This is a genomic window from Sphingobacterium sp. UBA7855 (assembly GCA_002500745.1).
Lineage (GTDB): Bacteria > Bacteroidota > Bacteroidia > Sphingobacteriales > Sphingobacteriaceae > Sphingobacterium.
Genome location: DLST01000018.1, coordinates 409893 through 426335 on the forward strand (window position 1 = coordinate 409893; position 16443 = coordinate 426335).

At 40.0% G+C, this 16443-nt stretch carries 9 protein-coding genes and 1 riboswitch; of the genes, 4 read left to right on the top strand and 5 right to left on the bottom strand.

What is annotated here, in order from left to right; all coding sequences use genetic code 11:
* Positions 1-125: 125 nt before the first annotated feature.
* Together B2107_RS17950 and B2107_RS17955 are read left to right on the top strand one after the other, a co-directional pair.
* Positions 126-1796 (top strand): glutamine--tRNA ligase/YqeY domain fusion protein, encoded by a 1671-nt coding sequence (locus tag B2107_RS17950; RefSeq protein WP_293957104.1) that lies wholly within the window; start codon positions 126-128, stop codon positions 1794-1796.
* Between the two features lie 425 nt (positions 1797-2221).
* Positions 2222-2887: an OmpW/AlkL family protein gene (locus B2107_RS17955; RefSeq protein ID WP_293957106.1), complete on the top strand. Its 666-nt coding sequence runs from the start codon at positions 2222-2224 to the stop codon at positions 2885-2887.
* A gap of 144 nt (positions 2888-3031) precedes the next feature.
* On the opposite strand, the gene B2107_RS17960 is transcribed toward B2107_RS17955, so the two are convergent.
* The 5 genes from B2107_RS17960 to B2107_RS17980 form a co-directional block, all read right to left on the bottom strand.
* Positions 3032-6061 (bottom strand): DUF2723 domain-containing protein, encoded by a 3030-nt coding sequence (locus B2107_RS17960; RefSeq protein WP_293957108.1) that lies wholly within the window; start codon positions 6059-6061, stop codon positions 3032-3034.
* Positions 6062-6300: 239 nt separating this feature from the next.
* Complete coding sequence (metF, locus tag B2107_RS17965; RefSeq protein ID WP_293957110.1) at positions 6301-7257, bottom strand: methylenetetrahydrofolate reductase [NAD(P)H]; 957 nt, start codon at positions 7255-7257, stop codon at positions 6301-6303.
* Between the two features lie 72 nt (positions 7258-7329).
* Positions 7330-7432, bottom strand: a riboswitch (SAM riboswitch).
* A 217-nt stretch (positions 7433-7649) separates the two neighbouring features.
* Positions 7650-8501: a hypothetical protein gene (locus B2107_RS17970; RefSeq protein ID WP_293957111.1), complete on the bottom strand. Its 852-nt coding sequence runs from the start codon at positions 8499-8501 to the stop codon at positions 7650-7652.
* Between the two features lie 105 nt (positions 8502-8606).
* A complete protein-coding gene (gene rimM, locus B2107_RS17975; protein WP_293957112.1) occupies positions 8607-9131 on the bottom strand; it encodes a ribosome maturation factor RimM in 525 nt (174 codons plus the stop codon).
* 119 nt (positions 9132-9250) lie between these two features.
* Positions 9251-9772: a 30S ribosomal protein S16 gene (locus tag B2107_RS17980; protein ID WP_209578546.1), complete on the bottom strand. Its 522-nt coding sequence runs from the start codon at positions 9770-9772 to the stop codon at positions 9251-9253.
* 365 nt (positions 9773-10137) lie between these two features.
* On the opposite strand from B2107_RS17980, the gene B2107_RS17985 reads away from it, so the two are divergent.
* Positions 10138-13488: a UvrD-helicase domain-containing protein gene (locus tag B2107_RS17985; protein WP_293957114.1), complete on the top strand. Its 3351-nt coding sequence runs from the start codon at positions 10138-10140 to the stop codon at positions 13486-13488.
* 7 nt (positions 13489-13495) lie between these two features.
* On the top strand, positions 13496-16372 hold the full coding sequence (locus B2107_RS17990; RefSeq protein WP_293957115.1) for a PD-(D/E)XK nuclease family protein: 2877 nt from the start codon (positions 13496-13498) through the stop codon (positions 16370-16372).
* The last annotated feature ends 71 nt before the right edge of the window (positions 16373-16443 follow it).

Sequence of the window (16443 nt, forward strand, 5' to 3'; positions counted from 1 at the left end):
AGATCCAAAGGTGATTAACAATGCGCTTTATAGGCTCTACAGTAAGCATATCCCACTGTTTATTCTGAACCGAATATCTACGATCTCCTAGCAAATATCTCGTCGCGAATAATTAACTTTGTACTATGAGTGAAGAAAAATCATTAAATTTTATCGAGGAAATTGTCGAAGAGGATCTTCGTACAGGAAAGCATGGCGGACGTGTATTGACACGTTTCCCTCCTGAGCCAAATGGTTACCTCCACATTGGTCACGCCAAATCCATCTGCTTGAACTTCGGATTAGCCCAGCAGTATAATGGCAAGACTAATCTACGTTTTGATGACACTAACCCTGTCACTGAGGATACGGAGTATGTTGAAAGTATCAAGAAAGATATTCAATGGCTTGGATTCCAGTGGGCAGCGGAATTATATACTTCAGATTATTTTGAGACATTATACAGCTATGCCGTTGAACTAATAAAAAAAGGTTTAGCATACGTTGACGATAGCACAGCTGAAGAAATTGCAGCAGCAAAAGGTACTCCAACAGAACCGGGAGTGCCAACGCCTTACCGCGACAGGCCTATTGAGGAAAATCTAACCTTATTCGCAGCAATGCGTACCGGTAAATACAAAGACGGCGAAAAAGTACTTCGGGCAAAGATCGATTTAGCTAGTCCGAATATGCATATGCGTGACCCTTTGTTGTACCGCATCAAACACGCTCACCACCATAGAACTGGCGATCAATGGTGCATCTATCCGATGTATGATTTTGCACACGGGCAATCCGATTCTATCGAGAAAATTACACATTCGATCTGTACATTGGAATTTATCCCACACCGTCCACTTTATGATTGGTGTATTGATAAATTGGAGATTTTCCCTTCTAAACAATACGAATTTGCACGTTTGAATATGACCTATACCGTCATGAGTAAACGCAAATTGCTGCAATTAGTTAATGACAAATTTGTTGAAAGCTGGGACGATCCGCGTATGCCTACGATCTCAGGATTACGAAGAAGAGGTTATACACCTGCGAGTATCCGCAACTTTTGTGAGAAAATCGGTGTTCAAAAACGCGAAAATATGATCGATGTCAGTCTTCTGGAATTCTGCATCCGTGAGGATCTCAATAAAACGGCATGGCGCAGAATGGCTGTTCTAGATCCGATCAAATTGGTGATCACAAACTATCCTGAGGGCCAGGTAGAGGAACTTATCGGTGAAAACAATCCAGAAGTTGAAGGTGGTGAAGGCTCACGCTCCATTCCATTTACAAAAGAACTTTGGATAGAACGCGATGATTTTATGGAAGATGCGCCAAAAAAATTCTTCCGTTTAGGCCCTGGGCTTTCTGTGCGTTTGAAACATGCTTACATCGTCACCTGTCACGATTTTGTGAAAGATGAAAATGGCAAAATAACGGAAGTGCATTGTACATATGTTCCAAATTCTAAATCAGGAGAAGATACTTCTGGGTTGAAAGTAAAAGGAACAATCCACTGGATCTCGGTTCCACATGCGAAAGAAGCCGAAGTGAGATTGTACGACAGATTGTTCAATGATGAAAACCCTGCTGCTGCAGAAGATTTTAAAGCATCGATTAACCCAGAAAGCTTGCATGTTATTGAACGCGCTTATATTGAACCTGATCTAACACATGCAACTCCAGGAAAGGGTTATCAATTTATACGACTGGGGTATTTTACCTTAGATACGCATTCTACCCCTTCCCAATTAGTCTTTAACCGTACGGTTACACTGAAAGATTCTTGGGGTAAAGAGGTCAAGAAAAATGCATAAAAGATTTATTCTTAACTAAAAGAGGTCGGAAGTGATTCCGACCTCTTTTAGTTAATGGGATTTTATTATACCACACATGGACCTAACGTTGACATTCTTCCTAAAAAAATTTCGAAGCACCACCAATTTCTTCACATCGCTTTTTTAAATTACGGAGCACTATAAAACATGATATCATCCTAAACTTTTGCTTTTCCTCCAACAAGTAATATAGCCTTCAAAAATTCAGGCTTTATTCAAGACTGACAAATAATATACCCCCAGAGTCAAAACATACACAGCTGTGTTTTTTTGACAATAATTTATAAAGGTACGTCATGTACACTACTCCGAGCATTATATCATTCATTTTTCAACTTGATTATCGTCACTCTTTTGCCTTGATTTTAGCAATAGTTTTACGTCAAACAAATACCCTTAACGATATGAAAAAGTTATTTTTAATCGCATTGACACTTACTTTAGGAGCACTAAGTTTACAAGCACAAACAATCCCTAATCAACGTTGGCAAATGAGACTTAGAGGAGTGGCAGTCATGCCAAACGAATCGGCTACTATTAACACGATAGGCGGAGACGTGGATATCAACACAAAATTTATTCCTGAACTCGACTTCACCTATTTTTTTACAAAAAACATTGCGGCGGAATTGATTCTTGGAACGACAAAACATAAGGTGCATACAACAGGTTCAGATTTAACTGCGATTGGTGGAAGTTCCTCCAGTAATGTCGATCTAGGCAGCGTATGGCTTCTTCCTCCTACGCTTACAGCACAATATCACTTCTTCCCCGACGGAGCTATAAAACCTTATGTGGGCGCAGGGATAAATTACACGATATTCTATAGTGCTAATGCTGGATCCACTGTAAAGAATGTGAAATACGACAATGCTTTTGGCTTCGCTACCCAACTTGGGATTGATTTTAAGCTATCTGACAAATACTTTGTGAATTTAGATGCTAAATATATTCTGTTAAAGACAGATGTGAATGTGGATGCATCCAACTTAGCTCCCAACTTATCCATACCAGCAAAAGTTGATATAAATCCCTTTCTGCTTGGCTTTGGAGTAGGCATGAAATTTTAATCATTTGGCTCATTTCCCTATCCTATATGTATCGAGGCCGCTTTCAGTATATGAAAACGGCCTCATCTGGTTCATCACCTCAAGCATATTCATCCAGTTACCATTGAGCCAAACCCAATAATTTGGTTTCGTTTGTTAAAAGCATTACTCTAGACCATACCAGTTTTGATATTGACGCCTTAAGCCCTCAACGCGTGCCAATCGTTTATCCTCTTTCGCATCCGATAAAATTTTACGGTAGCGGTCTACCGAGTCCAATCCAACCTGAATATCATTCCATTCGAAACTTAAATTTTTCTTATCCACTACGAGTTGATGCAAATATTCCATATGTTCAGCTACATAATTTAGATTTCGATCCATCATATTATTGGCGAGCTGAGGTTGTCCAGAACGATATAGACTATCAATAATATCAGCATAGTTTACCGCATCTGACATAGCATACACGCGCGCCGGTAATTGATCATATGCCTTTTTAGCAACTTCTCCCGCTTGTTTTATTCGGCCATTAGCCAATAACAGACGCGCTGCTTTTCCAAAAATATCTCTTGCATACATGCTTGAAAAGCGGAATGAATCCGTATCAACATATCTAGCATTTTTTATATTCCCCCAATTATACGTGTGCATAATATTATGATATAAAGCTTCCATGTTCACTAGTCCGGCTTGCCCACTTTGCTTTTCAGTTGACTCTTCTGTAGCGGCGACCGGCATCAGTCTAGACGTGAAACCTTCATTAACAAGATATTTATCTAAACCTAATTTAAGATCACTTGGCAACATATTTGAAAAATAGACGGGCCTGTTCCATTGGTTATTTTCAAGCACCGATAAGATTGTTAAATCAGCCCTTGTTAGGTGTTCAGTTGGTATCTCCCATTCCATCGTTGATACAATAGCTTCCTGCAAATAAGATGGAACTGCATTTTTCTTAACGACATCCGCTCTATCGACGTCCAGTTTTACCTTTCTTGAGGGGAAATAGTTTTCCATCTCGCCGGAACTCAATTGAACTTTATATTCTGGATCATCTGAGGTCACAAATTGTAATAACTGACCGGCATCAACAGCTTCGTCAAGTTGCCTATCCACAAAGGGAATATAATCACGGACACCTTTTTTTGTCTTTTCTGCCGGGATCGTTACGGGGAGACCTGCTGCTCGATAAGTCGGCTGCCTGGCCTGTTGCATATACCAATCACCGGTAAGATAACTTAAGACGACCACGCGCACATCGGGACGCACACCTTCCACTTCTTGTAAGTACCACACCGGAAATGTATCATGATCGCCATAGGTAAATAGGATCGCATTTGGAGCACAGGCCTCAAGATAATTACGCGCCAAGTCTCTTGCCAGCGATTTCTCCGATCGATCATGGTCGTCCCAGTTCTGATGAACCAAAATAATGGGGCCACCCAGCAACGCAAAGGATAAACCTGTCGCCAAAGCATAGCGTGTTCGTAAAAAACGTTTGAAGAAACGAACCAATGCGATCAGCCCCAGCCCAATCCAGATTGCAAAGGCGTAGAAAGAGCCCACATAAGCATAATCCCGTTCGCGGGGCTGCATGGGCGTTTGATTGAGGTAAACAACAATAGCTATTCCCGTAAATACAAACAGCAAGGTTACGACCAAAGTATAAGGCTTGTTGTTTCGATACAACCATAGCGCACCAGCTATCCCCAAAAGCAGCGGAAGAAAGAAATAGGTGTTTCGGCCCGGATCATGCTTTTGAGCTGGGGAAAGTTTATCTTGGCCCCCCAGGCGCCAATTGTCCAATGTTTTGATTCCTGACAGCCAATTCCCGTCATTATACGCTCCATACCCTTGCTTATCATTCTGTCTACCGACAAAATTCCATAAGAAATACCGGGTATACATATCGCCAAGCTGAAAATTGAAAAAGAACTTAAAATTATCGGAGAACGTTGGCTGTTGCCCTTCTTTCAAATTGAGGTAACTTCTATAATAGGCTTGATGGCTTCCGTCTTGGCTATAGATACGCGGGAAAAAGGTTTCCTTATCAAATTGATATTTGTCTACCTGTGTGAAGGGAACATACGCCGATAGATCTTTCCGATAGCCTGTCTTACTCTTTACACCCACCACTTGCGAATCATAATACGGACCTTTGAGCAATGGTTCCAGGATATATTGTTCCCTGCTCAAATAGCCCAAAAAAGAAAATACATTATCCGGCGCATTATTATTCAAGGATGGGTTTGCTTTTCCCCGGATCATGACCATGGTGTAGGAACTGTATCCAAATAAAACAAAACAAAAAACTAACAGAGCGGTGTTGAGCGTGTATTTGTGCTTTGTATGTGAATAATACAAACCGTAAACTATCGAGCCTAATAGTAATGCACATGAGAAGAAAATGCCGGAACCAAATCCCATTCCAAGTGAATTTACAAATACAAGGTCAACTTTAGCTGCCAGGCCAACCAACCATTGTATAATACCCCACAAAACGGTCCCCAGGATCAGTACACCTACGACAAAAGCTTTTAAGGTACCTTTTGCACTCACCTGAGTTGCTTTTCTGAAATAGACAACCATCGCTATCGCTGGGATAGCAAGAAGATTCAATAAATGAACGCCAATAGAAAGCCCCATAACAAAACCGATAAATACCAGCCAACGGTCACTACCTTCTTCATCAGCACGAGCTTCCCATTTTAATATTCCCCAAAACACAACTGCTGTACACAAGGACGACATCGCATAAACTTCGGATTCTACAGCCGAATACCAAAATGAATCGCTAAAACTAAATGCCATTGCACCAACAGTTCCTGCGCCGAAGATATGCAAGCTGTTGGATAAGGGTGCGTATTTGTCTTCGCGGAGTATCTTCTTGGCAATTGCTGTAATGGTCCAAAATAAAAATGTAACCGTAAGCCCGCTGCAAATTGCCGATCCGATATTCATCCAATAGGCGATCTTACCGGCATTACCCAAAGCCAGGTTGGAAAATATATTCTGAATCAGAAGAAATAATGGTGCCCCAGGTTGGTGTGCGACTTCCAGCTTGTAAGCACAGGCAATGAATTCACCACAATCCCACCAGCTTACCGTCTTTTCCACGGTAGCAATATATACACATGTGGCAATGAGTCCACAAGCAAAACCCAGTAGAGAATTTATTCTGTTGTACGTCATAAGGTCAATTGGTTTTTTATTAAATCCTTTAGAGCACATTAAGGTAAAAAGTTATCCTGATTTCAGGATGTTAATTAACACTATTTAACACAAGTACTTGACAATAAACACACTGTCGCTTCCACTCAATTAAAAGAATAAGTCATAAACACGACGACTGGGCTATAAGGTCAATTATAGAATATCTTAAAAATGAAAAAGGGAGCTTATCAGCTCCCTTTACCTGGTATTTTTATCAGTTAGGCTAGTTTTTGTACAATTTTCTTTGTTGGACCCGGATTACTCATCGTATAAAAATGTAAAACCGGAGCGCCAAACTTGATCAGCTCCTGACATTGTTGTACCAACCACTCTTCTCCGACTTGTCTGACGTCGGCATTCGTTTTACAGGCCGAAACAGCATCGCTCAGTTCTTCTGGAATATCCAGATGAAATATTCTTGGTAAGGTCACGAGTTGCTTTTTGGTTGTCAGTGGCTTTAATCCTGGAATAATAGGCACATGGATTCCATTATCTCTACATTTAGTAACAAATTCCTTATATTTTTCGACATTAAAAAACATTTGAGTTACAATAAATTCCGCCCCCATATCGACTTTTTGTTTCAGATATTTAAAGTCAGTATTAAAATTTGGCGATTCAAAGTGTTTTTCGGGGTAACCTGCAACACCGATGCAAAAATCAGTCTTTTCTGATGTGACAATATCCTCATGCAGATACTTTCCTTTATTCATATCAGTCACCTGTTCCAATAGGTCTGTTGCAAAAGCATGTCCACCATCCGTTGGAATAAAATCAGCATCGCCCTTACGTGCATCTCCGCGCAATACCAAGACATTATCTATGCCCAGGAAGTTCAAATCGATCAGTGCATTTTCAGTTTCCTCCTTAGTAAAACCACCACATATCAAATGGGGTACTGCATCAACTTTATATTTATTCATGATTGCTGCACATATCGCCACTGTCCCAGGACGTTTGCGATAGGAAACGCGTTCCAGTAATCCACTTGCATGCTCTTTATAGATATAATCTTCCCGGTGGTAAGTTACGTCGATAAAAGGAGGTTTAAACTCCATCAGTTCATCCATGGTTTTAAAAATACTTTGGATGCCCTGTCCTTTCGCCGGTGGCAATAGCTCAAAAGAAAACAATGTTTTTCCTTTGGCATTCTGGATATGATCGATAATCTTCATTAAAAAAACTGTTTTTTAGTTTGGTTGGCTTATATCGAAACGCACACGTCGAGGAATCGTTGATCTTCATGTAACTTATCTTTCCCACATGGAGTAGGGTAGAATTTAGCACCTTGAACAATACAGGTTGCTAAGGCTTCAACGGGTCTATTCCCTCGGCCTTTCTCTATAAGCATTGCTAATATCGTTTTAAAAAATCAAAAGACAAAAATATTTTTTCGAAAAGGCTTAAAAGGCAGCGAAAAGACCGCAATAAATACGGCTTCAGGTTTATTTCCAGGTAATAACAGGAATTTACGCTCCACCAAAACTTAAAGACCTAAAAAACAGATAAAATTAACGATCGAGGATCATTGACAGCCAAGAGATTGACTACGCCACAACAGGATCGGCTAATGATGCGTTGCTAGGGAATTCCGTAGATTTTTGAGATAAAACGTGATTAATAGAAGTCCTGTTACATGGTATTCCTCTTTCGATCCATATTTAAAGCCATCAAATAAATAGCGATAAGCGATCAATGCATTTTGTTCATTGTAAAACAACGCTTTCCACGACTCGGGCACATCTTTCCACGCCTTCAGCACAATACCGTTCTCCGCATAAATAATTGGCGATTCAACACCATCCATTCGATAATCGTGATGTGTACCAGAACTCGATATATGTTGAAAGTAAGCGATGGAATAATCAACAAAATTCAATGCCCTTGCCTTGATCTCTTTTTCACTTTCTGTTCTTACGGGAGCATTCCGCCACAAGTTCACTTGACTGTCAAATTTGCTTGGCGTCTCGCGTATAGGGGTTTTATCTAAAGCAAAATTGAGATAAAGTCTTTCGGTAGTAGGCACACGCTCGGAGTTAAACTGTGAAAAATCACCTCTCAGCTGAATAAAATCTTGTTTTACCTTAACAATATCCAATGCGATGCTACCTTTTTTCTCGTCCGTCAACTCTAATCGGTCGCCGTTGAATCTATACTTCCCGAAGAGTAATATGTCATCGATGGCTAGGACAAATTGGTCTTTATCATGGAGGGAGAGAAAAGATCGGTATAGCATTGGGTCATTACCATAGACATCTGCCTCCACATTTTTGGAAGATTCGCTTTTTAATTTTTTATACTCCTCATTCGAATAACCAAATATCATTTGGTAATTGCCTTCAGGAAACGCCTTTTTCTTGCTAAAGAAAGTACAGGAAGATAACGAAAATGCGAATAGCAGCAGTAATAACGGTTTCAATATCAATGAATAATTATGGCCAACAATAATACACGGACCAAGATAAGAAATTACTGCAATAGTTATAGTATACCGCTATTCATTTGAATTAAGCTCGGGGATAGCTTATTCTTTATAGAGATCCACCAAGCCCTCTGGCAATTCAACTTCAATAATCTCCTCTTCGCCATCGATACCGAAGATCAAATCGTCCGAAAGCGGGAACATCAGCTCCTTGCCATCCATATCTACGGTAGCAACAAATTGTTGTGGAAATTCCTGAACATCTGTTATTCTCCCCAGTTCACCATGGTTTTCATCAATTACTAAAAAGCCGATTAAATCCGTATATCTAAAATCATCTGGATCACGCTCCGGCATTTTATCATTGGAAAGATATAGCTTTTTACGCACAAGTATTTGAGCCTTATCAATATGATCCACATCCTCGAATGTCACATAAGCGGTGCTGTTCTTTTGAAATTTGATGACGTCAACAAAATAAGGAACAAGCTTTTTGTTCACTTCCACGAAGACGACGTCCATATCTAAACTCTCGTATTCTTCGAACTCAAAAAATAGCTGTACTTCCCCTTTAAGCCCTCTTGTTTTGCTGATATAACCGATGTAAAAGCTTTGATCAATAGTCATATTTTCGTATTTGGCAATTAGATGTAAGACATGATAATGGCAAACTATTAGCCTAATGGCTGTTTCAAAAAAAGCCGGCTCAAGGTTGAGTCGGCTTTCTCGAATACTTTATGAAAGAATTAACCTTCAGTTTCTTCTGATGCAGGAGCTTCAGTCTCTTCAGCAGGAGTTTCTTCCGCTACAGGAGCATTTTTAGCAGCTACAGCAGCAGCCTTTTCTTCTTTTTTCTTAGCTTCAGCAGCTAAAGCAGCATTTCTAGCATCAGCTTTAGTTTGTGCTAAACCATCTTTTTTACCAGAGATTCTTGCATCATTAGCTTCAGTCCAAGCTGCAAATTTAGCTTCAGCAGCAGCTTCATCAAAAGCACCTTTTTTCACACCACCTTGCAAGTGTTTTTTGTAAAGAACACCTTTGTAAGAAAGGATAGCGCGAGCTGTGTCAGTCGGTTGAGCACCTTTATTCATCCAATCCAAAGCTTTTTCAAAATCCAAAACAATCGTTGCTGGATTAGTGTTTGGGTTGTAAGAACCAATACGTTCGATGAATTTACCGTCACGTGGAGCGCGAGAATCCGCTACGACTACGTGGTAAAAAGGACGTCCTTTTTTACCGTGTCTTTGCAATCTGATTTTAGTTGCCATTTTTTAATTTATTTTATGTATTCAACATATCCCCCGAGCTTCATACTAGAGGGGATGCAAAGATAGTTATTTTTTTCTATTCATAAACATGATTTTATAAAATTCATTGAAAATGACACCCTTAACATCTTTAATCCCCTATTTTAAAACAGATGTCATTACACTAGCTCTGCCGTCAACACCAACGTAATTTGTACAGCTGTTAGCTTCGTCCAAAGGCAACACCTAATCAGATTACGACACCATGTATATATCATAAACAATAATTTGGGTAATAAATTAGAATCAAATTACGTCTGTCTTTCTCAATTAAAATAATCTTCGCCATTTTTGCCAATTCACTTTTTACTTTCTACCTTCATTCTATGAAATCCGTTGCGCCATTAAAAATACTCAAAGCTTCAGCCGGTTCGGGGAAAACCTTTAGCTTAACTTTACACTATCTCACCCTCCTCCTATCCAACGAGAATAGCTATAAGGAGATTTTAGCGGTCACATTCACCAATAAGGCAACTGCCGAGATGAAAGAACGTATCCTATCGGTACTCCATGGCCTGGCAACAGGCCACCCTAGCCCTAAGATTGAAGATTTCAGAAAGTTATTACTGGCACAACAGCCAGGTTGGACGTCACACCTTGTGCAGGAGAAAGCTCACCGTGTTTATCGTCGTATCCTACATGATTATAGTCATTTTACGATAAGTACAATTGATGGTTTCTCCCAAAAGGTCATCCGTGCATTTACGTATGAACTCAATCTTGATGCAGCTTACAAGATTGAAATGAACGTCAATAAAGTGAAAAATGAGCTGACAGTCATGCTCAATCAATTACTGGATGAGCGACCCGATCTACTCGATTGGATTATAACTTATGCTGAAAAGAAGATAGCAAAAAATGAAAATTGGAACTACCGTCAGCAATTAATGAGCTTAGCGAGCCTTATTTTTTCTGAAAATTTCCAGGAATTTGATAGTTACATCAACTCGGCAAATCCCAAGGAGGTTTTTAATCTCCTCAATCAGGAGATTGAACAGAAGATAAGCGCATTTACCGAAGCGCTATCCATGACAATTGAAGCGTTTAGTGAGACATTCAAAAAATTCAACCTCACTGAAAATGACCTGAAGGGTAAATCGCGCAATAAAATAATTTCAGCCAGCAAAACCAGTAAAAAGACGGAAAAACTGAGCGCTTCTGAAATTGCCAAGATAATAGAAAAATACCTTCTGTTAATCGACAATGAAGATGCATTTACGGATAGTGATAAAAATATACGTCATGATCTTATGGCTGCATTTAACCCGATCTTGGCATCCTTCCAAAAGTTACACGACAACCTATCCGCTTACATTGCCTATCAAGCAGTACAGAATAACCTCTATTACCTGCGTTTACTCAAAGAAATGAGCGATTTACTGACACAGTGGCGACGCGATAATGGTGCCCAGTTAATTTCCGATTCTCAGATTCTGTTAAACAAGCTCGGAATTGATGAAAATAGCGACCCAACATTTATCTGGGAGAAAATCGGCAATCGCTTTAACTACTTTTTGTTTGACGAATTTCAGGATACTTCGCGCATTCAATGGAAAAATTATAGTCCACTACTGATCAATGCATTGGCAGATGCCAAAGGTACGGTCAGCGAACACCTGATTGTAGGTGATGTTAAACAAAGCATCTATCGCTGGCGAAATGGCGATTGGCGAATACTACTCCAACAGGTAGAACAACAGATTGTCCATGCCTTTCACTTGGACGACGATAACAAAACAACCTTTATCGAAAACGGAAGCCTCGATACCAATTTTAGAAGTCTTCCAAATATTATCCATTTAAACAATTACCTATTTAGCAGTATTCCAAAACATTTGCAACAGGTATTAAATGAAAAAGTATCCGAAAGCCTAGATGAAGAAGGCAAACAGTGGTGGGCTTCCTCGGGCAATGATAGCATGCTTGTCAAAGCGTATGAAAACAGCCAACAGGAGGTTCCTGAGCATAAAAAAGGAAAATTTGACCAATTAGGTTCTATTGAGATCTCCTACATCCCCGTTACTGATGGACGTTACCGAAGAAATCAGGTTATCGAAGAATCACTCGTCAATTTATGCCAAAAAATAAAAGAATGGCTACTCGACAAACGCTATCAACCCCAACAGATTGGTATTTTAGTACGTAGTAATTCACAAGCTAAGTTGGTTATCGAAAAACTCATGGATTTCAAAAAACAGCAACAGCTCACGTTTGAAGTCATATCAGGAGATGCGCTGTCGCTAGCCAGCAATGATGCTGTTTTACTACTGATCGAAACGCTGAAAGCCTTGGTCTATAATTCGGAGAAACATACCATTCATAAAGCAAAGATAGTCTATCTCTATCAGCATATACAGAATAATACAGTTGATCAGAATGCATGGTTAAAATTTGCCGGCAACGACATCCGCGCACTTCAAGATTATCTCCCTGAGGCGCTGATTGACTCCTGGGAAATGGCGCAGAAACAGCCATTGGTCCACTTGATTGAAAAGCTTATTGAAATCTACGGTTTCACAACCGCGGACAATATTCACCTCCCTTACCTTCTCGCATTCAAAGATATGATCTCAACGTTTTCCACCAATGGCGAACGTGGCATTATACAGTTCTTAGAGTTCTGGGAAGAAGATGGCAACCGGGCTGTACTCCCTTCCAATGGAGAAATTAATGCGATTGAAGTAACGACAATACACAAATCAAAAGGACTGGCTTATGACGTGGTTATGATTCCATTTTGTTCATGGGATCTCGACGGCATGATCAATGGCGATTTTTGGATCGAGACATCCGAAACTCCTTTTGCCCAATTGGGGAAAATTCCAATCAAATACACATCTACGGTCGGCAAATCTATATTTTTCAAACAATATTTTGAAGAGATGCTATTCAACTACATGGACGCCCTTAACACGTTCTATGTGGCAACAACCCGCGCCGTTGAACACCTTTATATTACTGCTCCGTGCTTTAAAGAATCTGTCGACAAAAAGACAGGAGAGATTACAGGCTATGATACCAAAGACGAATATATCAGCGATGTGCTCTTCCAAGTCTTAGATACTCCAGAATCGCCGTTTAAAATCGAAAATAAAGTCCTATATATTGATCAGATAATCCAAAAAAGAAAAGCGCAGTTTCGAAATGACAATATTATTTCGTTGACCCATTATCCCATTTCCAAAGAACTGGAAATGGCTTTAGAGAAAGCGAGTACGCGCAGTATCAACGATATTATGATGTTGGAAAAAGCGGCACAGTATGGCATATTGGCACACGATATTATGGCTCAGATTTCAAACGAAGAAGACATCCATAAACTGGTTGGCCGACTGATCCAGGAAGGTGTTCTTTCCAAGGATGAGCAGCCCTTTCTCATGCAGGAGATCAATCAAATCTGGAAGCATCCCATCATCAATAAATGGCTTACCGGAAACTATAAGATCTGGAATGAGGCCAGTATCATTACCGCCAAGGGAGAAACCATTCGGCCGGATAAAGTCTTCACTTCCAAAGAGGAAACAATCGTACTCGATTTCAAGTTTACGCAGACAGATTATATCGGACATCAGTATCAAGTCGATAACTACAAAAAAAATCTAGAGAATCTAGGCTACAACAATGTTAGGGCTTTTCTCTATTATGCAAAATCAAATCAATTAACTGAAGTAAAATAATAGCCCGATGCAGACAGCCTTTCTAAAATTAGTAGCAACAGATATTCAAAAGCGTTTTGGAAACGATCTGAGTGAGATTGCCATCGTCTTTAATAATAAACGGCCAATTACCTATCTCAAAAAACATCTTTCCGAAGTGTACGGACAGGCGATCTGGTCTCCTCAGTTTTTTACGATTCAGGAATTTTTTAGACGTTCGACCGATGATACCGAAGCCAGTCCTTTGACACAATTTTTCCACCTTTTTAATATCCATAATGAGTTATTGGTGATTGAAGGAAAACAGCCAGAAACCTTGGAAGAGTTTTATCCAATTGCCGAAATAATACTGAGTGACTTCGGCCAGCTCGATTACGACCTTGTTCCTATTGAGCAGATCTATCTTGAACTTTATGATAACACCAAAATCGACATTGCATTTCAACATCTAACCCAAGAACAGCAAGAGTTTATCCGTCAATTTTGGCAGTCTTTTTCCATTGCTGGACATAGTGGCGTACAAGAGCGCTTTCTGCAACTTTGGAAAAGACTACCTGTATTATATAGTCGATTTAAGGAAAAGCTTAAAGCAGAAGGACAAACCAACTATCCAACCATTTACCGCGATCTAGCTGAAGGCAAGGCTACATATCAGCAGTTTGCATCATCCTATCAACATATCCTTTTTGTCGGTTTTAATGCTTTAAACAAAGTCGAAGCAAAATTATTTAGGCAATGGCAAGAGGAAGGCCGCGCGCTATTTTACTTCGATGCTGATGCCTATTACCTGGAAGACACCATGCAGGAGGCCGGGCTATTTATTCGTCGAAATATTTTCCAAACAGGCTTGGTCAATGCCCTCGGCGATAGCCAGAATATTATTGGCAATAGAACCTCAACCGTAAATCTATATGCTAGCACCGGCAAGATCAGCCAAACAAAATTACTGCACGACATCCTCGAACAGCACAAGAATATGGAGCAGACCTCCGCTATTCTTCTAGCAGATGAAAATCTACTGGTTCCTTTACTGCAAAGTTTACCAGATGTAAAACCTAATATCACTACGGGTTACCCCTTGACGCAGTCTCCTATTTATGGCATACTGGATCTATGGATGGAGGTACATTTGGAGATATCACAGTTTAAAAGACGGAAACTTTCCTATCAAATCATAGAGACCTTCATAAATCATCCGCTGAGTATGGTTTCCTTAGCAGACAAACTTCAGATTCAGAAAGAGATTGCCGACAAACAACTCTTCGAAATCACATTGGAAGAGCTTCATTTCAAAAGCTCCTTACCACAATTTTTTGTACCTATCGAAAATTCAGCTCATTTGGTACCTGCGCTCATCCTGCTCGTCGACGATTTGTTACATAGCATCTCATCTCAAGACCGTATCCGCCAAATTGACAACAATCTCCTAATCGAAACAAAAAAAACCTTGAACCAGCTCTTACTGGGCTTTGAAACTGTTGCCCCATTAAGCATCAGCTTCCAGATCGGTTTGATAAAAAAAGCCATTGCTCCAATAAATTCCGCCATAGAAGGGGATCCACTCGAAGGCATACAAATCATGGGGCTCTTGGAAAGCCGTTGCTTAAATTTTGACAACATCTATATCCTGGGCGCTAATGAGGGCATCCTACCCAAAACCTCCAATTCACCCACCTTTATACCCAATAGCCTCAGGAGCGCGTATGGTCTTCCTATATTGGAAAATCAGAATGCCCTATCGGCCTATTTGTTTTATCGCCATTTTCAATACAGTGAGGGAATACATATTTTCTACAATGGTTTAGTTGATGAAAGCTCCACTGGTGAAGAAAGCCGGTTTATCAAACAGCTAGAATTTGAAAGCAATTTTCAGTTTGACCGAAAAGTTCAACAACAACCTATCCAATTTGCAGATAAAGCGCAAGAGATCGTTATCCAAAAGCGTGGTGAAATATGGAAAAAAATGTACGAGGACTTTATCGTTAACCAGAAAAAGATATCGGCGACCGCACTGACGACATACCTGCAATCTCCATTACAGTTTTTCCTAAAACATATTGCCAACATCAAAGAGCCACCTTCACTGTCTCAGGAATTTGAAATGAATAAGCTCGGAACAGTCATCCATAATGTCATGGAGGAAATATTCCTACCCTTCAAAGGAAAACAGGAGTTTACGCCAACACATGTTCTACGAGGGCAGATAGGCCGTATCGAGGCATATGTGACCCGAGAAATAGGCATTCAATATCAGATTGAATTAAAAGAAGAAAAGGATTTAAATAGCTTGCAGCGGATCATGCTGAAAATTGCCTCCGAGTATGTCAAAATGTATCTCGAATATGACATCAATAACTATAAATCATTTCGGATTATTGAACTTGAAAACGATACCGATTATATCTTGCCATTCCCGCTAAAGATCAATGGAGAAGAACATCAAGTCTCACTATACGGTATTATTGACCGTGTAGATGAGGTGGTAACCCACGACGAGCGTATTATCAGTAGAATTGTCGATTACAAAACGGGCGGAGATTCGATCCTATTCAAAGAAATCGATCAGGTATTTGCTCCCAACACCGAAAATAAGGCCATGGTGCAGACGCTATTTTATGCCTATGTATTTGAACAGAAAACAGGAAGAAAACAACTTGAACCTCATCTCTATGTTGCGCGGAAAATGCGGGAAGAGGGAACCTTATTCAGTGGTAAAGAAGGAATATTGACGGATGAATTTCTCGCATTCCAGAAAGAGAATTTTATCAAATTCTTGCGCGATATTGTACAAGAGATCTTTAATCCCGATATTCCATTTCGGCATAATCCGGAAACAGTCGTTTATCCAAGCGATCCTTATACCTTATTTTATCGAGAAGCAAGCAAATGGGCCGAAGCAGAATAATAAAATGAACTACGGTTTGACAAGGGACACCAAACTAAACAGAAAGGGGACATTGCATTTGGTGTCCCCTT